The organism is Neobacillus sp. SRL179 (assembly GCF_984799095.1).
On sequence record NZ_OZ481792.1, the window covers coordinates 2,938,163 to 2,960,705 of the forward strand.

The following is a 22,543-nucleotide window of genomic DNA, read 5'->3' on the forward strand; positions in this document are numbered from 1 at the left end:
GTTAATTATTTAGTAAAAATATTCTGGAAATTAGCAGGAAGTATTTAGAATGAAGTCGAATTTGTAGATAGATTCAGATTCTTGATTGGAGGAACCCTAATGGACAAGATTACCTGTATTGCGTATCTACTTTACAATTCTTCTAAGAGTCAAGACATCAAAGATAAAGCTATTGAATTACTGAATGGAGATGTATCCCTACGCGATTTAAAAAGAAACACTGTGGTTCAGGCATACTTAGTAATTGCAGAATCCTTACTAAAGAAGAATAAAATAGATAAGAAACAAGTACAGCTGTTTGCTGAGGAATTTTTGGCAGTCGAGGTTTAATCTTCACAAATATACCTTTAGCCAATTAATTCTTGATTACAAAAGTTTCCACTTCCTTTTTTTGTATTCTTTATTATATAATATTCTAATCCTAATGTTTCCCAAAATTGTTGAGCTTTGTATTTTATCTCAACACACCGATTCGATTTTGTCCAAGCCTCGCCTACGCATACCCATATTCAAAAGTGCATATAGTTGCACGCCGCCGACTTCATATTTTTGTTGAATCCATTGTCGAAAATTTTTTGTTATTATTATGATAATTAATACGTATTCTAAAGAGTTGTGTCATTTACTAGGCGCAATTTACTTCAATATATATTTTTTAAAGAAAGGTGATTTTTTATGGTACAAGTAGAAGTAACAATAAGACTTAAAGGAAAAAGTTATTTAACAAACGTCATTACTAATCGGGAAACATCTCAAGATGAAATATTTCGTCTGGCTTATGAACAAGTCCAAAAACAATGGAAAAAATAATTAACATTACCCATTTAAAAGCTGCAGGATTCAACTAACGAATCCTGCAGCTATTTTTATGCGATAATATAGGTTTCCTTGGAAACGGACTTCATTAGCGGACTTATCCCCTCTGTCGAAAACATATGCAACTCATGCATGGCCCTTGTACAAACCGTATAGAATAATTTTCGTTCTCGTTCATTTTTATATTGAGAACTATCGTAAAGAATGACTGCATCAAATTCGATTCCTTTTGCAAGATAAGAGGGAATCACAATATTGCCTTTTTCATAAGAAACGGTCCCCTTTTCAATTAAGTGGAGAGGAATCTCATTTTTAAGTTTTTCATATACGGCTATACTTTCTGCTGCGGTTCTACATATTACCGCTACGGTTTGATATCCAGTGTTCTTAAATTCTTTCATTTTTTCAAGTATTGCAAAATGTAGATTAGTTTTGGCTACTACTTCAATTACAGGCTTACTTCCCCTACGATTAAATGGTTCTATTTTTTCGCCATCCTCAATTAATCCACTCGTAAATTCAACAATTTCCTTTGTAGACCGATAAGTTTTTGTTAAAACAAACAGCTCAACATCTTTTTCATCTTTTATACTACTATCACTAAGGACTGTTTCTGAACTCGTTGCACCAGAAAATATCGCTTGATTAAAGTCTCCAAGCAACGTCATTTTACTGTAGGGAAACAACTGTTGAATAAATGCAAATTGAAAAGGTGAATAATCTTGTGCTTCATCAATAAAGATATGGCGAATGGCTGTATTTGATTTTCGCCCCTCGATTAAATCTTGCAGATAAACATAAGGTGTTGCATCTTCGTAAGGGATGATTCTATTTTTAAAATTCTCAACCGTCTGCTTACAAATCAATCCCCAGTATAGTGGAAGACTTTCATCTATGTGTTCGCATTGTTTAAATAGTTGCAAATATATTTCCCTCATATCAATAAACTTTAGATTTTTCACTCTTGTAAATAAGGGTTTAAACTTTTCCTTTACAACCATTTCTCCAAGGAGCTTTTGTTCACGCTCAAAATCATCAAATGTATTGTCTGTGAATCGATTTTTTTCCTGAAGCTTCTTAAATGCCTCCATATAGTCTTCTTTTTCAAGAAATTGAATTTCTTCTTCAACCCAGCTCCTAGAACGTTCTCTCTTCATAGCCCTCCTTAATTCTTTTAACAACCATTCCTTCACAAGCTGTACTCTGTTGGGTATTGAATAGCTTTCGTCCAACGAATAAAAGTAATCGTGTATCTCTTTTTTGGAAAGGATAACATCCCCTTTAAACGTTATATCTTTAAACAGTAATCCTTGACTGGATAGTTTAGAAGTATACTGATCAATCATTGCTTTAAATTCAAGAGTTGCCTTAAAGCGAATTCCATCCACCCTTGTTTGATAATCTCTTTCACCTTTTACACTTAGCAAAAACTCCATTTGTGAAAAAGGATCTTCGACGTAATACCCTTTTCCTAATCTATGATTTAAGTATTCCTGGAAGGTGGATTGTTGCATATTATCTTCGCCTAACTCAGGTAATACAGTGGAAACATAGCTGTTAAAAAGCGGATTGGGCGAAAAAAGCATGATGTTCTCTGCATTTATTGTTCCCCTATACCGGTATAGCAAATAGGCAACCCTCTGTAATGCTGCAGATGTTTTGCCGCTTCCGGCAGCTCCTTGAACGACTAATATTTTACTACGTTCATTTCGAATAATTTCATTTTGTTCCCGCTGAATAGTTGCCACAATACTTTTCATTTGCGGACTGGCATTAATACCAAGCACCTCTTGAAGCATTTCATCCCCGATCGTTACACCAGTATCAAACATTCCTTTAATCTCTGATGATCTAATAATAAATTGTCGTTTAAGCTCCATTTCTCCATGAATAATTCCTTCAGGGGTGTTATATTGTGCAGGTCCTGGTGCGAAATCATAATAGAGACTAGAAATTGGGGCACGCCAGTCGTAGACTAAAAATTGTTCATCATTCTCATCCATCAAAGAAGCTATGCCCAAATATACCTGATCTGAGGATGGTTCCCCCTCTTCATGAAAATCAATCCTTCCAAAATAAGGGGAATACCTTAAACGATCTAATGTTTTTAGCTGTTTATCCAAGTTTTTATGCGACCGTTCTCGTTCAGACAAAAGTTCAGCTTGCTGCTTAATACTCGCTGCTGTTTCGATATAATCGTCAGGTTCATCCAAATTGACGGTTACATCATCCCAAAAAGACTTTCGAATCTCAAGAACATCTGTCCTTACTTTTCCTGCATTTTTCAAAAGGTTATCTGTCTTTTTATTTATTAGATCTACAACTGAGTTAACTCTTTCTTGTTCAGATTGCCACACATTTCTTTGTATCTTGCTCATTGGCCACACTCCAGACAAATTTAGAATCAATAACTTGACAATAGAATTATTTTGTGTTAATGTTAAAATAGGATATTTTTAATTTGTTAATATCATGGTATCAGCAGTAAACCTAATTCTATCATGCTCCTATTATATTTTCAAGCGAAATAATAAACGCCATGGAGGCGTTTTTTCTTTTTTCGAACATTATTTACTTTTGATACCGTACACCCACTCATTAAATTTTCCATAAGAAAACATCATAACAATTCGTATTAAAAAAAATTCACTAAACTTAACATTATTCTTTAAAAGTTTTATTCCCACAAAGAACTGAGCTAAACAAATTGGAAATATAATTAAACCTGCCTTTTTTCCTTCTTTAAAATTTCCTTTTAAGGAATAAACTGCAAAAAAGGAAGATGTAATTGAATACAACGGAGATATAACAAAATGTTCCGTCCACGCAAAGTACTTTCCCCAACCAAAACGAACTTTTCGCAAAATGGCTAAAACTAAAAATAAATTTGTTTCTGTGACCATAATTAGCAAAAATAAGGAAATCATTCGCACTACTTCATTTTTTTTATCGATGAGACTATACCATATATCACTCCACTTAAAGTAAAAAGGTATAAGTAATAAGGTATATACCGTTTTCCACCAATTGTGTTTATATATCCCTAACCACAGGAAAAGCAATTCTATTATAGAAAAATAAATACTGAATAGAATCTTAACAGGCCAACCAGACTTAAATGACGTTAATAACACGGCCGTAAAAGGAATAAATACTGCTTGAGATAATGCAGCACCAAAAATATTGTCTAATGATCTGTTTTTTAATATATTCGGCTTATATTTATATGCCTTAAATATATTTAGAACAATATATTCAAATAAGTAGGCAAACCCCATATTGGAGCCTAACAGGATTAATAAGTTTTTTCTATTTTTACTCTTTTTGAAGGCTAACATAATAAGAAATAAATGAATGAATAATAAGATTAAAAAAGGAAGACTATTTCTTTTTACTTTTTTCATTCTCATAAGGTTATCCCTCCTCTATTATTCCTTATTTAATTAGTATTAGAAAAAATCCGTAAAATAATTATTAATGACCGTGCAGATTATAAATAATGAAAAGCTCTCCTTATTCGGAAAGCTTTCTGCACATCGCTAAATTTTCATTTCAACTAATTAAATTATAATAAAGAATTACTTTGTTTAAGGAATTATATTCACTCTCGTTCCATTAGGAACCATTTCAGCAAGATGGAGTACATCCCGATTGTACATTCTTATGCAGCCATGTGAGACGGCTTTTCCAATTGAACTTGGATTATTGGTCCCGTGTATCCCATAGCCCTGTTTTGATAAAGATAGCCACAAAACGCCAAATGGACCACCGGGATTATATTGTCTATTAACAATGACGAATTCTCCCATCGGTGTATTAGTCAGCATTTTCCCAACTGCTATCGGAAAGATTTTCACTAATTTTCCAGAATGGTACAAAGAAAGCCGCCTTTTTCCTACCGACACCTGAATGGTATACGGGATAGTACTTGGATCTAGAAGACCTGGAATATGAATCTGTTGTCCGACATGTAATTGTCCGACACCAGGATTTGCCGCGTATAGATGCTGCAAACTTACGCGATAGTTAGCAGAAAGTATATTTAGTGTTTCACCAGGCTTAACAATATGAATCATGTGATCCCGCCTTTCAAAAAATGACCTTTTTCAGAGTTTATTCAAGACGAAATAGTGATGACATATCTTCTCTTTTATAATTTATATAAAAATAATCATTACTTGCGGAATCGTATTTATAATCTTTTTTCCATTCCTCAATGTTCTCGGTGATCTCCTTCAAGGCATTTGCAAATATAATTATTTCCTCATCATTCATCACTGGATGAAGGGAAAACCTTACCCATCCTGGTTTTGATGATAGATTGCCTTGATTAATCTTGTTCATTATTTGTTTAGAGGTGTTTTTATCTATTTGATATAGATAATGACCATATGTTCCCGCGCATGAACACCCACCTCTCACTTGAATACCGTATCGATCATTTAATAAGCGGACAATTAAATTGTAATGAATATTCTCAATAAAAAATGAAACAATTCCAAGTCGAGTGTTGATTTGACCATCTAAGATATGAAGACCAGGTATTGCTTTCAAAAGCGGATATAACAACTTCAACTGTTCTTTTTCTCTGTTTAAAATATTTTTAACACCCATTTGATCTTTCAAATTCAAACATAATGCTGTACGAATGGCTTGTAAGATTCCTGGCGTCCCTCCATCTTCACGCAACTCAATGTTTTGATAATATTGGTGCTCTCCCCAAGGATTAGTCCATGTAACGGTTCCTCCACCAGGATGATCAGGTACCTGGTTTTTATATAATCGCGAATCAAACACTAAAACACCACTAGATCCAGGGCCTCCTAAAAATTTATGAGGCGAAAAAAAAATGGCATCTAATTTTTCGAGCGGATCGTCTGGATGCATATTAATTGTTATATAGGGAGCTGCTGCAGAAAAATCAACGAAACAGAAACCACCATGTTGATGCATCTTTTTTGCTAGTTGGTAATAGGGTGTCTGAATTCCTGTTACATTGGAACAAGCTGTAAATGAACCTATTTTTAAAGGTCGGTCCTTATATATTTGTAGTAATTTCTCTAATTGATTTATATCTACACGGCCATAAGGATCAGGAGCAATTATCTCCACGTCTGCCAATGTTTCTAGCCATGATGTATGATTTGAATGGTGCTCCATATGTGTAATGAAGACAATTGGTCTTTCATCTTCAGATAGGATTATGCTATTTTTAAACTGCCCGGGGACTCTGAGCCCCAGCAAACGTTGGAACTTATTAATAACTGACGTCATCCCAAATCCATCCAAAATGAGCACGTCAGTTGGATCAGCATTCACATGGTCTTTAATAATTTTTTTTGATTGATTATAGATTCCTGTCATCATTAAACTTGTAATGTTTGATTCGGTATGTGTATTGGCCATAAATGGGCCAAATGTCTCGGAAATTTTTTGTTCGATAGGTCTATATAAACGCCCGCTTGCCGTCCAATCCGCATAAATAATTTTCCTTTTTCCATAGGGAGAGATGAATTCTTGATTTATACCAATCACTTGTGAGCGAAACGTTTGAAAATATTCCGCAAGGTTATCCGGGATACGAAAGGTATTGGATCCAATCTTTGCCGTGATCATGTTTCACACCTCACAAAATTGTTTTTGTTAATCAATATATGCAAAATCAGTAATCGCGTCTCCTTTTAACAAAATATGAAACAAAAAGAAAGATCCCAATCACTAGGGATTGGGATCTTATGCTTCGGATTTTTTATTAATAGGTTGTAATCTTAGCAGATTCTTTTTTCGTCACTTCATCGATTTTTTGAATAAACATTTGAAACACTCTTCTTTTCTCTTCTAAATCCTTTATGTATTCTTTTAGTTGGTTATAGCTCTCCTCAAATGGCTTATGATACATCTCTCGAATTTTCTCGATAATTTCCTCGTTTACAGTTGATTGGATTACTTGCTTAGTAATACCATATTTATAAGAATACACTTTTAATTCTTGTGCCACTTCATCATATTCATTTGCAATTTCGGCTAATACTAATGCAATATCGTCTTTCCACTCATCAAGTGATTTCTGTAAATATGATTTTGCAATGGTTTCTTCCATAAAAACACCCACCCTACTATTCTCTATCCTATTTGTACCATTATATCAAGATTTGATTACATTAAGGTTTCCACTCGTTTACAATGTTTTTTCATTCATTTAATAATTGACTGAATAATTAAAGATTGATATTATTTGGTTAATTCATAATAGCCGGCAATGATGGTTGTGGGTAAACTACAACTGGAGCAGCTTCTGGAGAGACCGCTTAAAAAAGTGGCGCCGAAGGATTCACAATCTCAGGCAAAAGGACAGGAGAATGTTGTGCAAAACTGCACACTTTTCTTAACCGTGAGATTGGAGCAACCAATCTTTTTTTTATTTTATAAATGAGGTGGAACAATGGAAAGTAGACGTGCAGTAGTAAGTGTCATTGGAAAAGACAAGGTTGGCATTATTTCTAAAGTGACAACTGTATTAGCAGAGAACAACATGAATATTCTCGATATCAGTCAGACGATTTTGCAAGAATTTTTTACCATGATGATGATAATTGATGTGACTGAAAATGAAAATTTAAATAAAGTGCGCACAGCTTTGGACAAGGTTGGCAATGAAATGGATGTCCAAATCAATCTTCAGCTAGAAGAAATTTTTCAAGCCATGCACAGAATATAATCTTAGGGGCGATACATATATCAATTGCAATGGATGAAATACTACAAACGATTCGAATGGTACAAATGGAAAATTTGGATATTCGTACGGTAACAATGGGGATAAGCTTGCAAGATTGTGCAGATTCAGATTTTGATAAAATGAAGGAATGTGTCTTTACGAAAATCACTAAATATGCAAAGAACTTAAAAAGTGTGGCGGAGGAAACCGAAAAAGAATTTGGAGTACCCATTATCAATAAACGTATTTCCATCACACCCATTGCTGAAATCCTCGGAAATGCAACAGTAGAACAAACTGTAGATCTGGCGAGAACGCTTGATAAGGCTGCAAAACAACTAGGAATTGATTTTATTGGCGGGTTCTCTGCTCTTGTTCATAAAGGTTCGACAAAAGGCGATGAAGTGCTTCTTAAAGCATTGCCTGAGGCACTTAGCGTAACAGAACGGGTTTGTTCTTCTGTTTCCGTTGCAACCACTCGCAGTGGAATTAATATGGATGCGGTACGTCAGATAGGATATATTTTAAAAGAAGCTGCTGAAAGGACAAAAGAGCAAAACGGGATTGCCTGTGCTAAACTAGTTGTTTTTTGTAATCCTGTTGAGGACAATCCTTTTATGGCTGGAGCCTTTCATGGAACTGGTGAAGGTGAAGTAGTCCTTAATGTTGGCGTTAGTGGACCAGGTGTTGTCTTAAATGCTTTAAAACGTCATCCACATGCCGACCTAGGAGAAGTATCAGATATTATTAAAAAAACTGCCTTTAAGATTACACGTGCAGGAGAGCTGATTGGCCGAGTAGTGGCAAAACGCCTCAGCATTCCCTTTGGTATTATGGATCTCTCGCTTGCTCCTACAAATGCTTTAAACGATAGCGTTGCCGAGATCCTTGAGGAAATTGGCCTTGAACGGGTGGGTACACACGGAACCATTGCAGCACTAGCCTTGATGAATGATGCCGTAAAAAAAGGAGGCGCCATGGCCAGCTCTTATGTAGGAGGCTTAAGTGGAGCTTTTATTCCTGTAAGTGAAGACAATGGAATGATTAAGGGAATTATAGACGGTGCCCTTACGTTATCTAAGCTAGAGGCGATGACTTGTGTGTGTTCTGTCGGACTTGACATGATTGCGATAACAGGTGATGTGTCTCCTGCTACCCTTTCCGCGATGATTGCGGACGAAGCCGCAATCGGAATGATCAATAAAAAAACAACTGCTGTCCGGGTTATTCCGGTTCCAGGTAAAAAAGAAGGAGAGATAGTTGAATTCGGCGGACTGCTAGGTAGAGCACCGATTATGGGCGTTAATCCTTATAGTTCCCAAAAGTTAATTGATCGTGGCGGAAGAATTCCTGCCCCACTCCAGGCCCTAATCAATTAAGCAGCAGTATATTTTATATTATGATATGTAACTGTGCAAAGCCCTTTGAGGCTGCACAGTTTTTTTGTATTAACCCACGATGGATTATTATACAAGACGCTTTTATTCCCCCTCCACTATTTTTGCAAAATCCTCTATAGATGTTGAATATTTAACATATGATCGAGGAAGGTAATATAACTCGTTTTTTGTTCCACTTGGACTGTAAGAACCCGGCGTAGTGGTAAGTCCAAATAGATAATACTTTTTTGCTTCTGCAATAACTTGGTTGTTTGTGTTTCCATATGGATATGCCAGTGCAATAACAGCTTTGCCTGTAAGTTTTTCTATTTTCTCTTTTGAGTTTTTCAGTTCATAGCTTATATTTTCAACTTTGGTTAAATCTGGGTGCTTTGCAGTGTGGGACTGAATGGAGATGATTCCTGAATCTGATAGCTTCTTTATATCCATTGTTGATAAGCGGTTTGAACGCCCTACGAAATCAGAAATAACAAAAAAGGTACCTACAGGGTCAAATTGTTCTGTTCTGATTTTTTTAAATATGGCCACAGCATTCAAGTTATTCTTGTAGCCATCATCAAAAGTGATAAAGATCGGACGTTGAACTTTTTTAATATCTTGCCAGCGCTCAAAAGTTAACAACGTATAACCGTGATCTCTTAAATAGGTCATTTGTTTCTCAAAATTATTGGGTGTAACATATAACTCCTTTGATCCAATCCCGTTAAATTCTTCGATGGAGTGATAAATTAAGATAGGTACTTTTAGCCTTGCTGATGCTTTTTCGGGAATACCACAAAGGAATAAACAAATAAATAACAATAAAATCTTACTCATATAATTCCTCACTTTTTTATTTGATTGTCTAGTTCCCCTAGTATTCCTCTAAATAACATCGTTCATTAAAAGTCTTCATTCCGCATTGTATTGAATTATAGGTTAAAATGGATTTTTACATACTATTAATGTTTAATTCATACGGCATGCTAGATGAAATCATGATTGTAAAAGTGTTACACTATTCTTATCTAATAAGAAGGAGATACATAATGACCCATTACAAAGTTTTATTTCTAGATGTTGACGGAACCATATTAACACCAGAAGCCACTATTCAACAATCAACAAAGGATGCCATTACCCAGGTTCAAGCAAAGGGAGTGGAGGTATTTTTAGCAACTGGAAGACCGTTGCATGAAATAGATGACCTTGCACGCGAACTGAACATTCGCTCATTTATAGGCTACAACGGCGCCTATGCAAAGTATCAAGGAAAAGACATATTTCAGGAACCGATTGACAGTTCCATTGTGAAGCATTTCTTGGAAACTGCGGCAAATCATCACCATGAAGCCGTACTATACACAAATAATAGTAACGTCTTTACGCATATAGATGACCCCAAAATGCAAAGTTTCAGGAAAGTTTTCCACCTACATAAAAATGAACCATATACACCTGCATTAGATAAGGAGATTCTCGGGATTACACTAGTTAATTTAAATGTTGATGATGTGGATCTTTACAATCAGCAAGGTAATATTCATTTATCTCAGGTTAATGTTGAGGGCATGATGGATTGCTATGATGTCATCCGGGATAAAGTAAATAAAGGCTATGGGGTTCAAATGGTTTTGAATCATCTAGGTATACCTAGGGATAGCTCCATTGCCTTTGGTGATGGTATGAACGATAAGGAAATGCTGCAATTAGTGGGACAAGGTTTTGCTATGGGAAATGGACATCCAGACATTTTTCAATATGCACAGCATAAAACAACAGAAGTCACTAATTCCGGCATATATAATGGATTGAAAATGCTGCAATTAGTCGAATAGTTGAAGGTAATTAAATATATATTTTAAAAGAGTGCGGGAGTTTAATTTTCTGCACTCTTTCATTTTGCCTACAATAATGTTTTTTAAAAAATATGTTGTTATTTCGTGATTTCAGTCTTGTTTTGATAGCTTTTGTCAGACAGCAGGAAATTCACCTACCTAATGGTGAATATGTAAAAAAGAAGAATTATTTCCGAGAGACATAGAAAGGAATGATGATGTTTGAAGACTTATACATTAAAAGAAGTGGCAAAAAAAATAAATGTAACACCAGGGATTGTCCGCCAGTGGGAAAAAGAGTTTGTAGATATTCTTGATATCCCTCGCTCTAAACAAGGTGCTAGGCTTTTCACTGACTTAGTAATTGATCAATTGTTTGAAATAAAACAACTAGCGGACCAAAAGGTAAGTAAGGAGATGATTAGACAATCCATTCACACCAAACAGGAGCCGGCTATAATGGAAACCAACCCTGTTTCAGAAATAGCCTTAGAAATCATCACAGAAGAAGATGCTATTACTACTTTGCCAGTTGAAGATTTAGCCATGAAAAATACAGAGCTTTTTTTTGAAGTAATGGAAACCTATAAGAAAACCTTTTTACATGAGGTAAAGGAAGAAATACGTAGTGTTGTTCGGAAAGAGGTTTTAGAGGAAGTAAAGAAAGAAATAAAAAGTGGATCATTAACAACAGTTAAATCCATTTCAGACTCCATTTACAAATCATCTGCAAATACGCAGGCTGAAATAAAAGAATTTTCGGAAACATTAGAAAAAACAACAGAGGTTACAGCAGACTCTCTAAAGTACCTTGCCAAGAATATAACTAATGTGTCACTAGAGACCTCCGAAGAGATTTATTCACTTTCAAAACAATTAGCAGAGACAACGGAAGAGCTGTCTCATTATGTTGATATTACAAATAATGAACTCTCCAGTTTATCCGAGACAATTACAAAGGATCGTGAATTTCTCCTTGAAGAACGTAATCAATACAGGAACGAAGTCACCCAACGTGAATTAGCATTCCAGCAAATGTTAACAAGCTTTCGTGATGTAGCTGCGACAAAAGATAAGAAATGGTGGAAATTATGGACATAATCACAAGCTAATTTATGAAATGATAAGTAATCAAAAGCTCCTTTGATTGTTGTGATAGTTGCTTTTATTATTCGTTACTCAGAGTTTGGGCAAATCTATCCTTAGGAGGATTCGACATGAATACAAGTGAAGTGGCAAAATTACTAGGAGTGTCTCAAAGTACAATTCAACGCTGGGTAAAGCAGCTTGGACTCCCAATGGTGAAAAATGATCGTGGACATTATCATTTTTCTAACGAAGATATAAAACTCTTAAAAGAGATTCATGAACAACTTCAAAATGGTACTTTACTCCATGAGATAACACCGATAAATGAGAAAAAGAATCCGCGGAAGGGAGCGGTGAAGGCGGTAGAAAATGATCAAGCTATTGAAAAACTGTTGATGAAGGTGAACAAATTAGAAGCCAGTTTGGATGCAAAGGCAGATTCAGTTGCGTCTTATCAACTCCTGCAACATCGCCGAGAAATAGAGGACTTGCAAAATAATGTAAAAGAACTAACCCAGTTAGTTAAAACTCTTCAAGACCAGCTTAACCAACTGTTACCCTCAAAAATGGAAAAACCGCTTATATTGGATCAAAATAAGGCCAAAAGAAAAAAGAAAAAAAATTTCGTAAGTTCTATCTTTGGGTTTTAACTATATAGTTATATGAAAACAGCCGAACGATAACGTTCGGCTGTTTTCATATAACTATCCAATACCATATCTACACTTTAAGTTCAACAAGTGGCTGAGTATATTTTTTTATGAAAAAGCTTCCAAGAGTTACACAAATGGCAAAGGATAGGATCAGCAGTAAGAGATAGTTATCCGAAAAGAGCGATAAACTCTCCTTAGGTAACATGGCTTGAAGCGACTTTATGATAAAACCATGGAACAAATAGACATAAAGTGTTCTTTCACCAATTTTGGTTAACTTGGATTGTGTCGAAGGAATTAACGCTAAAAATCCAAATACAACAATTAACGTCAACCCATATTGCAGTGCCCGAAAAAGTCCATCCGACCATTCCATCCCCCCCATATTTGCATATGAGGTGTCACCTAATAGCCATGGTACAGCATCTTTTGGGAATCCTGTTCCAAAGAACAACAAGGTAACTAGAATAATGCCGATCCCAACAGGAAGTGAATATTTTGCCCGTATTAGTCGTCTTAATTGATTCCCACTTAATAAAAATCCAAATAAAAAATACGGAAAAAATACAAATGTTCTTGAAAGGCTTAAAAAACTACCCACATCTTCCACATATCCAATAGCAATTCCCATTACTATTGCAATGGCAAATCCAAACCATCTCATCCTTGCAAACGCATATAAGAGTAAATTCCAAAAGAATAAACTTAACAAAAACCACAATGTCCAATGTGGATGTAAAAAATCAACCACAAAACTCTCTTCTTTCCCAATCAAATAATAATAAACCGAGTAGATAACTTGAAAGATAAAATAAGGGATTAATATTTTCTTGACAGATTTTATTAAGTACCCTTTCTTTTTGAAACCTTTTGCAAAGTATCCCGAGATTAAAATAAATGCAGGCATATGAAATAAAAAAATGACTGTATATAAAGTATAAAGTAATCCATCTTGTTCTTTTAAAGGACTTATGAGATGACCAAAAACGACAAGAAATATCAATATAAATTTGGCATTATCAAAATATTTACTCCTTTTTGAAGTAGCTGCCATTCAATCACCCCGTTAAATTTTCTCTTAAATCTCATAAAAAGGTATATTAGTATTATTAATACAGATAATTAAGATTTAATTTAGTTAGTGTTTACCCTCTTTAAGTTAGATAAAACTCCTTATATTCAATAATACTCTACATACATTACAGCAATATGTTTTTGAATTTACTTAGTGTTGCATTAAAATTACAATTCTAAAATAGCAATACTATATACCCACGAATAATTTACCACTCAATTCTTAATGAATCCTTAAGATGTTAAGAAAAATAAAAAAAGCTTGGGATTTCCCCAAGCTCACTTTTATACATTCACAATATCAACAAAGTTGTTACTGATAATCTCATCAAAGTTTTCCTTTAATTCTTCAAGTGGAATATGAAGAAACGCTGAAAGCCGTTTAAGAAACTCTTGATCCTGTCTAAGCCATGAGGAATAATTTCTTTTAATAAATCGTTCTGCATCCTCGAAATTCGGAAATACAGGGTCTGCACTTTCACCTTTATGTAAAATATAAAAAGTTCCATCTCCGTTTGGTACGATATAAGAAATTTCGCCCAGCTGGTTCTGATAACTTGTTCCAAAGGGAGAACCCTTTACATTATATTCATTCCGATCTGTATCCGGTTTTAGCGGGTTTAAATCGAACACATTCACCACAAATGTATCAAATGCTTCCCTTGTCAATTCAGAGCCGGATGCCTTGGGATGACCGCCTCCACCATATTTTTTGGCAAACTCGGCCACATTTACTTCATCATGAATCGTTCGGAATCCCATTTTCTTCCCACTTACATTTAATAAAATAATCATATCCAAGTGGGGATAAATATTATTTAAGGCGTTCCCCAGCTCCGACAAATATTGTTCAGCATGAACAATACCGACACAATAATCACCCACAAAGGTTTGAACGATCTGCATGCTTTTTGAATGGATGTACCGGTGGATTTTTTGTTCTTCAATATCAAGAATCATATTTTCCGTGTCTGTTAACATAAATGACTCTTTATTTTCCATTAATCTCTTGTGCATTTCCTCTTCAAACTTTTCCCTATTCATTATATAAAATAGATCATTTAACCTCTTAGCTGTAACGTTATTCGTTTCATCCCATTCCCACGTGTCGTACTGACGAACTAAGTCAATAAATTCCTCAAGAGCAGCATTTCTTTCCATCATTCCATGCTCTATTAGATAATCATAAAATAAAGAGGTTGCACAGGTCTTTTTACCTGTTTCATACTCTGGGATTACCCTTCCCCAGTCATATTTATTAAAATGAAGAGCTGTCACGTGATGATCAATCATTTGAATATGTTTTCCTTGTCTATACCGCTCTTCAAGTTTTTTCTCGACTAATTCATTAACTGCTAAATCGGTAATATAAATTTCTTCTTGATTATTACCTGGATGCGTGATGAAAGCTTCCACTCTTTGATTTAAGTTACGATATGAGCTATAAAACACATTTGCCTTCTCTCCAAAGGCCATTTTTGCAATCAATCCACATCCTAGACCATCTAAGTCTATATCCGTAAAAATTTTTACCATATTTGACACCATCCAATCTTATTTCCATAACGTATAGTTTGGTTTTGAGAAACTATTCTTATACAGACTTAACTGTAACCTGCTGTTAGTCATTTCTTAAGGTCTCTTTGCTAAATATATACTAAAACAGGGATTAAATCGATATCTAAGATTTCAATTACATTATACTAGGACACAATACTTACTTTTAGTATCAGGTAACAATTATCACATACCTAACGATCCTTAGGTGGTATGATGCTATAAAGATATCATTATAATATCAACTGAAATGGGGTTATAAATTGATCTTTCCACAACTTAAAATAGGGCATATGACACCAAAGGTTCCCATTCTACAAGGCGGAATGGGAGTTGGTATTTCACTTAGCAAACTTGCCTCAGCAGTAGCAAATGCCGGCGGAATTGGAATAATTTCAGGAACTGGGATTCCGGTTGAGGAAATGCGTTCACATATAAGACATGCAAGAGAACTAATCCAGGGTGCAGGTTATATTGGCGTAAATGTTTTATTTGCTATGAATGACTTTGCAGAAAAAATGAAAGCTGCCTTAGAAGAACGGGTTGATTTTATTATTTCTGGTGCGGGTATCTCAAGAGATATGTATAGTTGGGGCAAACAAGCAGGAATTCCAGTTATCTCCATTGTCTCTTCTGCAAAGTTAGCAAGGATTTGCGAACGGCTCGGTGCTTCAGCTGTTGTCGTTGAAGGCTTCGAAGCGGGAGGACATTTGGGAACGGATCGACCCATGTTCGATATTCTTCCAGAGGTTATTGAAACTGTCTCTATTCCAGTCATTGCAGCAGGAGGAATAATGACTGGTGCGGATATTGCTAAAGCCCTTGCTATGGGGGCTTCAGGGGTACAAATGGGAACAAAATTTGTAGCCAGTGAAGAATGCGATGCTCCCCTTGCCTTTAAACAAAAATATGTTAATGCTAAACAAGAAGATCTAGTTTTACTTAAAACAACTGTCGGATTACAAGGAAGAGCGATCAAGAATAACTTTACGAATTCGGTAAGCGGATCAAATAAATTAAAAATAGCAAAATGTCATGATTGCTTAAAGAATTGTTCCTATCGTTTCTGCACACTTGATTCTTTAATTACCTCTGTAAATGGGGATGTCGAGAATGGACTTGTTTTTGCAGGAGCAAGAGTGGCTGAGATTAATGAGATTCTTCCAGTAAGAACGATAATCGATAATTTATCGGCTGAATATATTCGCGCAGTCAATGTGGGCAATCTTTCATCCTTTTCACATGTATAGCAAAAGAAAAGCCAACCTGATGGTTGGCTTTCCCCCTATTGTAATCTTTTGATTTTATTGGTAATCGAAGTACGTGGCTTTGCATCTGGAATTACTTCTGGATACCCCACGCCCAGCACCCCAATAATTTCATAGCCTTCAGGAACCCCAATAATTTCCCGGTTCTTACCTGTTATGCCAATCGATGACCAAAACGTCCCTACACCATTAGCCCAAGCAGCTAAGTTAAAATTTTGAATAAAGCATGCTGTGGCTAGTGCATTTTCCTCTGTTTCAACTTCAGTAGCACCCCGCCTAGAAAGAATAGCCATTAAGAATGGGGCATTACCAAAATTAGTTTTATGATTTAACTTCTCTCTTGTTTCCTTACCAATAAAAAAAATCTCCCACGGTTCAGTCATGCGATGATTAGGTGCCATTGCCGCAGCCTGTAACCATGTGATAATTAATTCTTCTTTAACAGGTTCTGACTTAAATTTCTTTATAGTTCGTCTCGAATATAGTACATCCATGATATTCACAGAATCTCCCCCTTAACATTCAACATTATCATAAATATGATTCTTCTTAATTTATTCCACCTACTTTATAATAACCTCTTTTTAACCCATAATAACAAAACCCCAGTGCTTGAAGGAAGAATAAAAGTCCCCAGAATGGTGCTGGAATGACCCCGGTTAATTGAGCTAAATTTGCTGCATCCCCTGCAGCATTTGGCTGAATAACACTAATACGGAGTATTTCATAGGCACTTTGGACAGAGTCCACAAGTAAAATCGAGGAAATTAATAATAATAAATGATTTCTTAAGTTCTGACTTCCCTTTATGAGAAGAAAAAGAAAGGTAACTGCAAATGAACAAAGCCAAAAGATTCCATATGGATTTCGTACCCAAAAAATCAGATTCAAAAAAATAAAACCAAGTAAAATATCAATCAAAAGCGCTTCCCTTTTCCTCCCTATTAGTAAAAATGAGAGAAAGGCCATAAAAGAGGCAAAGGTATAACCTGCCAAACTGGTAAAGAAACTACCCACCCAGGTTGATTGACTGCTAATTGTTGCTCCTTCTGAATTCATGAATAATGAAATGGTTTCTACATTCCCACCTAAAAGGGCAATGATGGCGTGGCCAGTTTCATGGAATACTGTATTAATGATTCTAATGTAATTTCCAAAGAAAGGCACATGAATAAGCATAAATGCTAAAACGAGGAAAAGGAAAAACTTCGCACTGAATTTATCACGTACAAAACTAAACATATATTCTCCTCTTTTTAAATATATTTTTATTTTATTTTACCATTTTTTGTTTCATGAATAGAAATTTTGTAATCTAAATTTCTTTTAGTAAGTTTTAGGTACCATAACTACTTATTTAAAGGGGGTTCGACAAACTAACAACTTATATGTTATGATTAAGTTGTTACTAAAACGGGTATTAACTTAGTTGAGGAGGAATGACTTTGATAGAATTTAAGAACATTGTTAAAAAATATCGAACAAAAACTATTATTAATCCATTTTCATTAAAAATTGATGATGGTCAATTAGTTGTTTTTATCGGACCAAGTGGATGCGGAAAAACCACCTTGCTCAAAATGATAAACAGGTTAGTTCAACCATCGTCGGGTAAAATTTTTGTGAATGGGACAGATATCTCCACCATGAATCCCATAGAATTACGGAGAAATATTGGTTATGTCATACAAAATACAGGCCTTTTTCCACATATGACTATTAAAGAGAATTTAGAATTGATCCCCAAACTCAAAGGTGAAAACCCCGCTTCCATTGAGAAAAAGACCGAAGATTTGTTGACTTTAGTTGGTTTAGACTCTAAAGAATTTTTACACCGTTATCCAAGAGAGTTGAGCGGTGGACAACAGCAACGAATAGGTGTGGCCAGAGCCTTTTCTACTAACTCAGATATCATTTTAATGGATGAACCTTTCAGTGCATTAGATCCTGTTACAAGAAGTTCCCTGCAAGATGAATTATTTCAAATGCAAAAAGAATTAAATAAAACGATTATCTTTGTCACTCATGACATGGACGAAGCTATTAAAATAGCAGACAAGATTTGTATTTTAAAAGGCGGAGACATTCTTCAATATGACACCCCCGAAAATATTCTTAAAAATCCTGCCAATGACTTTGTTGAAGGCTTTATTGGTAAAAGAAGAGTATGGAACAATCCTGAATTACTATTAGCTAAAGATATTATGATTCCAAATCCTGTAAAGATAACAGCTATGCGTAATGTCCTGCAGGCTATTGAAATCATGAAGGACAATAAGGTTGATAGTCTAATGGTTACAGGAAAACAAAATGTCCTCATCGGACTTGTCACATTAAAAAGCATCCAGTTACTCAATCGAAATACCCCAATTGAAATGGTTATGGAGCAAAATGTCCGGTCCGTTTCACAGGATGCTAATTTAATCTCCGTGCTAGCAATCATGAATGAACATAAAATTGGTTATCTTCCTGTTGTAAACAGTGCAAAACAATTAACTGGTTTAATCACAAGAAGTAGTATTTTATCTGCACTAAGCAGCCAATTAATTGACTTAGAGGTGGCATTTTAATGGGAGAATTTTGGAATTATTTATCAGTTAATTACCAACAAGTTTTAAGCTTATTAGGCGAGCATATTTATTTAAGCATCGTGTCTGTACTTATTGCTATTATTATTGGGATACCGCTAGGAATATTGATTTCGAATGAACCAAAACTTTCAAAACCAATCATTGGAACCACAAACGTCATACAAGCAATTCCTAGTTTAGCGTTACTAGGTTTCCTTATTCCGTTTATCGGTATTGGCTCATCACCCGCAATTGTTATGGTTGTTCTTTATTCCCTTTTACCAATTGTCAAGAACACTTATACGGGTTTGACAAATATTGATGGTGATATTCTGGAAGCAGCCAAAGGCATCGGTCTGACCAAAAGTCAAACAATGAAAAAGGTTCAGTTACCACTGGCCTTCCCGATGATTATGGCAGGGATCAGAATTTCAGCGGTAACTGCTGTTGGTTTAATGACAATTGCTGCTTTTGTTGGTGCCGGCGGTCTCGGTTACCTTGTCTTCTCAGGTGTACAGACCGTTGATAATTATATGATTTTAGCAGGAGCTATCCCAGCTTGTATATTAGCCCTCTTCATCGACTTTGTTGTAGGAAAACTTGAATCAAATCTTTCATATACGAGTAAGCAAACAGGAGCTAAAAGAGGAGCAAAGAAAGGAAAAACAGCTAAGAGATGGATTGTCGCCGTCACCACAATCGTCATCATTGCTGCAGGCTGCTTTAAGGTTTATTCAACAGCAAATGCAGAAGATAAAATTGTTATTGGTTCAAAGAATTTTAGTGAATCTATCATACTTGGGAATATGCTTGCAGATTTAATCGAAAATAAGACTGATATCCAAGTAGAAAGAAAACTAAATTTAGGTGGTACCCAAGTTGCTTTTAATGCCGTTAAAAGCGGCGATATTGATGCATACGTAGAGTATACAGGAACTGGATTAGTAAATATTTTAAAACAATCTCCAGAAAACGATACTGATAAAGTCTATACTTACGTTCAAAAAGAGTTCAAGCAGAAATATGGCATTGAATTATTAAAACCACTAGGATTTAACAACACCTATACTTTGGCGGTTCGACCTGATACAGCACAAGAATATGGATTGGAGACGATTTCCGATTTAGCTAAGGTTAGTGGCAATTTAATCATGGGTCCAACGATTGAATTCTCAAACCGGAAAGATGGAATAGAAGGATTAGAAAAAACCTATAATATGAAATTTAAAGCTGTAAAATCCATCGATGGCGGCCTCCGCTATACTGCGTTAGACAATCACAAGAGTGATGTTATTGATGCCTTTTTAACTGATGGATTAATTGAGGAGTTTGGACTAAAGGTATTAAAAGATGATCAAAACTTCTTCCCACCCTATTATGCAGTTCCAATAATAAAAGAGGAAACATTAAAGGAACATCCCGAATTAAAAAATGTACTTAATTCCTTAGCAGGTAAGCTCTCGGATGATAAAATGCGTGAATTGAACTATAAAGTTGACAGCCTTAAACAATCACCTGCAAAGGTTGCCAAGGAGTTTTTGAAACAAGAAGGATTATTGGATTAATTGTAAAATAATACTAATAGGAAGCCGGTCAGTTTAAACTGACCGGCTTCTTTTACTAATCGTTTAAAAAATGAATTACCCTGTCATAGGTTTTATCGTCCCCAATAACAAGTAGGACATCCCCATCTTGTATTACTGCATATGGTCCTGGAGAAATAATTAATTCACCGTTCCGCTTCATACCAATCACGGTTCCCCCCGTATTTTGCCAAAACTTCACTTCTGATATTGTTTTTCCAATATGTATACAACCAGAAAATATTTCTATTTCAATCGGTGCCAGTGGATTCGTATGACGAAGTTTCCCCGAGTAATCCATGATTTTTCTGAGTGTAGTAAAAAGTTCTTCATCAAGCTTGTCTCTTTCCGAGATGAGTGCATTCATTTGTTTCTCTAGATCTTTAATACTCGCTAGATTGGAAAAACGGTGGATATACTTATAGGCATTTTCCCGAGACGAGATGACAATACCACTCCCTTTAGTGGAATGAACAATCTCTACGTCTTCTAATATCTTAATGGCTCTGCGAACAGTTTCAGGAGAAACTTTATATTCACTTGCCAAAGTAGACCTGCCATGAATCTTTTCTCCAACTTTAAACTTTCCGTCATATATTCTATTTGCGAGATCGATTGCAATCCGCTCATAGGTAGGGATTTGTGCTTTCTGCATGCGAAAACCTCCATCAAGGTTCAAATAAAATGGATGTCTAATCTCTTTCACTATACCGTTTTTACAATCTATTTGCGAGAGCTTTGGCAATCATCTTTAGAATTATCCACATTTGGACATAATTATAGGAAAGCATTTGTACTTGAGGTGATGAAGACTGAAACGGAAAATAATGATTTTATTAAGCATTTTATTTATCCTTTTTATGATTGGATTATTTATTTTTTATATTATTAAAGGCGATTCATCGAGATGGCAGGTAGCACTTGGAGGTATTTTTGCTAGTGCCCTTCCACTTGGCTTATTACGAATGAAACGTATTCCCTTTAATATACCGATTATTTTAGGGTATTATCTTTTTTTATTTTGTTCGTTATTTTTAGGCTCTATCGCAAGTTATTATCTACATCATAAATGGTGGGACTCTACCCTTCATTTTTATAAAGGGATTTATATTGGGTTTATCGGAATAAGCCTTTATAAATATATGATACCAAAGAAAGTACGAATCGATGTTTCAGCATGGATAGTTTTTCTTTTCGTTCTCTCACTGGCTGTCTTCGCTAGTGTTTTATGGGAAATTTATGAATTTGTAGGTGATTTAACATTAACACACACAATGCAACGGGGAGGAAATAAGGATACTATGTATGATTTACTGTGTGGTCTTGCAGGTGGTCTCCTAATTGCTATATATTCCCTGTTAAGAAAAAAGAAGGTTTAGTTGAGGTGTTACTTATGAACCGGAAACTAGTTATCATATTTAGTGCAATGTATATCATTTTCATGGCCCTTTTAGCCTTTTACTACCATCAAAATGGGGAATCCTTTAAATCCATTGTAGCAGTAGGTGGAATAGCTTGTGGAGCTATTCCCCTTCTATTAGCCTTATTTACTAAACTGCAATTTAATTTGCCCATCGTTATTTCTTATTTAATTTTCTTAATTGGTTCACAATATTTTGGCTCGATTTTAGGATGGTATGGCCTTGGTTGGTGGGATACTTTTATGCATTTTGTCAGTGGAGCCATCCTTGCATTTTCCGGGATTGCTTTATATGAAAGATTAATCCACAGACAAGCAGGAGATTCCATATCAGCATGGTTTGTTTTCTTGTTTACTCTTTCATTTGCAGCTTTTGGAGGCGTTCTCTGGGAGGTATATGAATTTAGCTGTGATCAATTTATTAATATGACTTTGCAAGGTGGAGGAAACAAAGACACGATGACCGATTTAATTGCTGATACTTTGGGGGGACTGGTCATTGCAATCTGGACTGGAATTCGTACCAAGAAAAAATTAACTAGAAGTCAATAAAAGGGTACACCCAACTAGGTGTACCT

The 22,543-nt window shown here is 35.4% G+C and carries 23 protein-coding genes and 1 riboswitch; of the genes, 12 read left to right on the forward strand and 11 right to left on the reverse strand.

The window, feature by feature from the left end:
• Positions 1-99 precede the first annotated feature (99 nt).
• Positions 100-330, forward strand: coding sequence for a hypothetical protein (locus AC4E8C_RS14395; protein WP_490207354.1), 231 nt, complete (start codon positions 100-102; stop codon positions 328-330).
• A gap of 345 nt (positions 331-675) precedes the next feature.
• Positions 676-810, forward strand: a complete 135-nt coding sequence (locus AC4E8C_RS14400) for a BA3454 family stress response protein (protein ID WP_490207355.1) — start codon at positions 676-678, stop codon at positions 808-810.
• Between the two features lie 56 nt (positions 811-866).
• On the opposite strand, the gene helD is transcribed toward AC4E8C_RS14400, so the two are convergent.
• The 5 genes from helD to AC4E8C_RS14425 all read right to left on the reverse strand — a co-directional run bounded on the left by helD (position 867) and on the right by AC4E8C_RS14425 (position 6,916).
• Positions 867-3,194 carry an RNA polymerase recycling motor HelD gene (helD, locus tag AC4E8C_RS14405; RefSeq protein ID WP_490207356.1) on the reverse strand — a complete coding sequence of 776 codons (2,328 nt, stop codon included), beginning with the start codon at positions 3,192-3,194 and terminating at the stop codon, positions 867-869.
• A 189-nt stretch (positions 3,195-3,383) separates the two neighbouring features.
• Complete coding sequence (locus AC4E8C_RS14410; protein ID WP_490207357.1) at positions 3,384-4,226, reverse strand: hypothetical protein; 843 nt, start codon at positions 4,224-4,226, stop codon at positions 3,384-3,386.
• A gap of 177 nt (positions 4,227-4,403) precedes the next feature.
• Positions 4,404-4,892, reverse strand: coding sequence for a L,D-transpeptidase family protein (locus AC4E8C_RS14415; RefSeq protein WP_490207358.1), 489 nt, complete (start codon positions 4,890-4,892; stop codon positions 4,404-4,406).
• 37 nt (positions 4,893-4,929) lie between these two features.
• Positions 4,930-6,432 (reverse strand): aminotransferase class V-fold PLP-dependent enzyme, encoded by a 1,503-nt coding sequence (locus tag AC4E8C_RS14420; RefSeq protein WP_490207359.1) that lies wholly within the window; start codon positions 6,430-6,432, stop codon positions 4,930-4,932.
• Between the two features lie 136 nt (positions 6,433-6,568).
• The gene (locus AC4E8C_RS14425; RefSeq protein ID WP_490207360.1) at positions 6,569-6,916 is read right to left on the reverse strand and encodes a hypothetical protein; all 348 of its coding nucleotides are present in this window, start codon (positions 6,914-6,916) and stop codon (positions 6,569-6,571) included.
• A 185-nt stretch (positions 6,917-7,101) separates the two neighbouring features.
• Positions 7,102-7,181, forward strand: a riboswitch (glycine riboswitch).
• Positions 7,182-7,258: 77 nt separating this feature from the next.
• Between AC4E8C_RS14425 and AC4E8C_RS14430 the strand changes: the two genes are divergently transcribed.
• Both AC4E8C_RS14430 and AC4E8C_RS14435 read left to right on the forward strand, forming a co-directional pair.
• Positions 7,259-7,534, forward strand: coding sequence for an ACT domain-containing protein (locus AC4E8C_RS14430; RefSeq protein ID WP_490207361.1), 276 nt, complete (start codon positions 7,259-7,261; stop codon positions 7,532-7,534).
• Between the two features lie 17 nt (positions 7,535-7,551).
• Positions 7,552-8,913 carry a PFL family protein gene (locus AC4E8C_RS14435; protein ID WP_490212569.1) on the forward strand — a complete coding sequence of 454 codons (1,362 nt, stop codon included), beginning with the start codon at positions 7,552-7,554 and terminating at the stop codon, positions 8,911-8,913.
• 102 nt (positions 8,914-9,015) lie between these two features.
• Here the strand turns inward: AC4E8C_RS14435 and AC4E8C_RS14440 are convergent, their stop codons facing one another.
• A complete protein-coding gene (locus AC4E8C_RS14440) occupies positions 9,016-9,750 on the reverse strand; it encodes a polysaccharide deacetylase family protein (RefSeq protein WP_490207362.1) in 735 nt (244 codons plus the stop codon).
• A 212-nt stretch (positions 9,751-9,962) separates the two neighbouring features.
• Between AC4E8C_RS14440 and AC4E8C_RS14445 the strand changes: the two genes are divergently transcribed.
• The 3 genes from AC4E8C_RS14445 to AC4E8C_RS14455 all read left to right on the forward strand — a co-directional run bounded on the left by AC4E8C_RS14445 (position 9,963) and on the right by AC4E8C_RS14455 (position 12,490).
• The gene (locus AC4E8C_RS14445; RefSeq protein ID WP_490207363.1) at positions 9,963-10,751 is read left to right on the forward strand and encodes an HAD family hydrolase; all 789 of its coding nucleotides are present in this window, start codon (positions 9,963-9,965) and stop codon (positions 10,749-10,751) included.
• Positions 10,752-10,973: 222 nt separating this feature from the next.
• Positions 10,974-11,852 (forward strand): MerR family transcriptional regulator, encoded by an 879-nt coding sequence (locus AC4E8C_RS14450; RefSeq protein ID WP_490207364.1) that lies wholly within the window; start codon positions 10,974-10,976, stop codon positions 11,850-11,852.
• Positions 11,853-11,968: 116 nt separating this feature from the next.
• Positions 11,969-12,490 carry a MerR family transcriptional regulator gene (locus AC4E8C_RS14455; RefSeq protein WP_490207365.1) on the forward strand — a complete coding sequence of 174 codons (522 nt, stop codon included), beginning with the start codon at positions 11,969-11,971 and terminating at the stop codon, positions 12,488-12,490.
• Positions 12,491-12,560: 70 nt separating this feature from the next.
• Here the strand turns inward: AC4E8C_RS14455 and AC4E8C_RS14460 are convergent, their stop codons facing one another.
• Together AC4E8C_RS14460 and AC4E8C_RS14465 are read right to left on the reverse strand one after the other, a co-directional pair.
• Positions 12,561-13,547, reverse strand: a complete 987-nt coding sequence (locus AC4E8C_RS14460) for an acyltransferase family protein (RefSeq protein ID WP_490207366.1) — start codon at positions 13,545-13,547, stop codon at positions 12,561-12,563.
• 305 nt (positions 13,548-13,852) lie between these two features.
• Positions 13,853-15,103, reverse strand: coding sequence for a DHH family phosphoesterase (locus AC4E8C_RS14465; protein ID WP_490207367.1), 1,251 nt, complete (start codon positions 15,101-15,103; stop codon positions 13,853-13,855).
• Between the two features lie 266 nt (positions 15,104-15,369).
• Here AC4E8C_RS14465 and AC4E8C_RS14470 point away from each other — a divergent pair, with 266 nt between their 5' ends.
• Positions 15,370-16,374 (forward strand): NAD(P)H-dependent flavin oxidoreductase, encoded by a 1,005-nt coding sequence (locus AC4E8C_RS14470; protein WP_490212570.1) that lies wholly within the window; start codon positions 15,370-15,372, stop codon positions 16,372-16,374.
• Between the two features lie 35 nt (positions 16,375-16,409).
• Here AC4E8C_RS14470 and AC4E8C_RS14475 read toward each other — a convergent pair whose 3' ends face one another.
• The gene (locus AC4E8C_RS14475) at positions 16,410-16,886 is read right to left on the reverse strand and encodes a nitroreductase family protein (RefSeq protein ID WP_490212571.1); all 477 of its coding nucleotides are present in this window, start codon (positions 16,884-16,886) and stop codon (positions 16,410-16,412) included.
• 55 nt (positions 16,887-16,941) lie between these two features.
• Positions 16,942-17,634 carry a M50 family metallopeptidase gene (locus tag AC4E8C_RS14480; RefSeq protein ID WP_490207368.1) on the reverse strand — a complete coding sequence of 231 codons (693 nt, stop codon included), beginning with the start codon at positions 17,632-17,634 and terminating at the stop codon, positions 16,942-16,944.
• Between the two features lie 197 nt (positions 17,635-17,831).
• Here AC4E8C_RS14480 and AC4E8C_RS14485 point away from each other — a divergent pair, with 197 nt between their 5' ends.
• A complete protein-coding gene (locus AC4E8C_RS14485) occupies positions 17,832-18,962 on the forward strand; it encodes an ABC transporter ATP-binding protein (protein ID WP_490207369.1) in 1,131 nt (376 codons plus the stop codon).
• Positions 18,962-20,527: an ABC transporter permease/substrate-binding protein gene (locus AC4E8C_RS14490; RefSeq protein WP_490207370.1), complete on the forward strand. Its 1,566-nt coding sequence runs from the start codon at positions 18,962-18,964 to the stop codon at positions 20,525-20,527. Before AC4E8C_RS14485 ends, AC4E8C_RS14490 begins: the two co-directional genes overlap by 1 nt.
• Positions 20,528-20,582: 55 nt before the next feature.
• On the opposite strand, the gene AC4E8C_RS14495 is transcribed toward AC4E8C_RS14490, so the two are convergent.
• Entirely contained in the window at positions 20,583-21,200 is a 618-nt protein-coding gene (locus AC4E8C_RS14495) for a GntR family transcriptional regulator (protein ID WP_490207371.1), read from the reverse strand.
• A gap of 172 nt (positions 21,201-21,372) precedes the next feature.
• On the opposite strand from AC4E8C_RS14495, the gene AC4E8C_RS14500 reads away from it, so the two are divergent.
• Both AC4E8C_RS14500 and AC4E8C_RS14505 read left to right on the forward strand, forming a co-directional pair.
• Positions 21,373-21,924 (forward strand): DUF2238 domain-containing protein, encoded by a 552-nt coding sequence (locus tag AC4E8C_RS14500; protein ID WP_490207372.1) that lies wholly within the window; start codon positions 21,373-21,375, stop codon positions 21,922-21,924.
• Positions 21,925-21,938: 14 nt separating this feature from the next.
• A complete protein-coding gene (locus tag AC4E8C_RS14505) occupies positions 21,939-22,517 on the forward strand; it encodes a DUF2238 domain-containing protein (RefSeq protein WP_490207373.1) in 579 nt (192 codons plus the stop codon).
• Positions 22,518-22,543 lie beyond the last annotated feature (26 nt).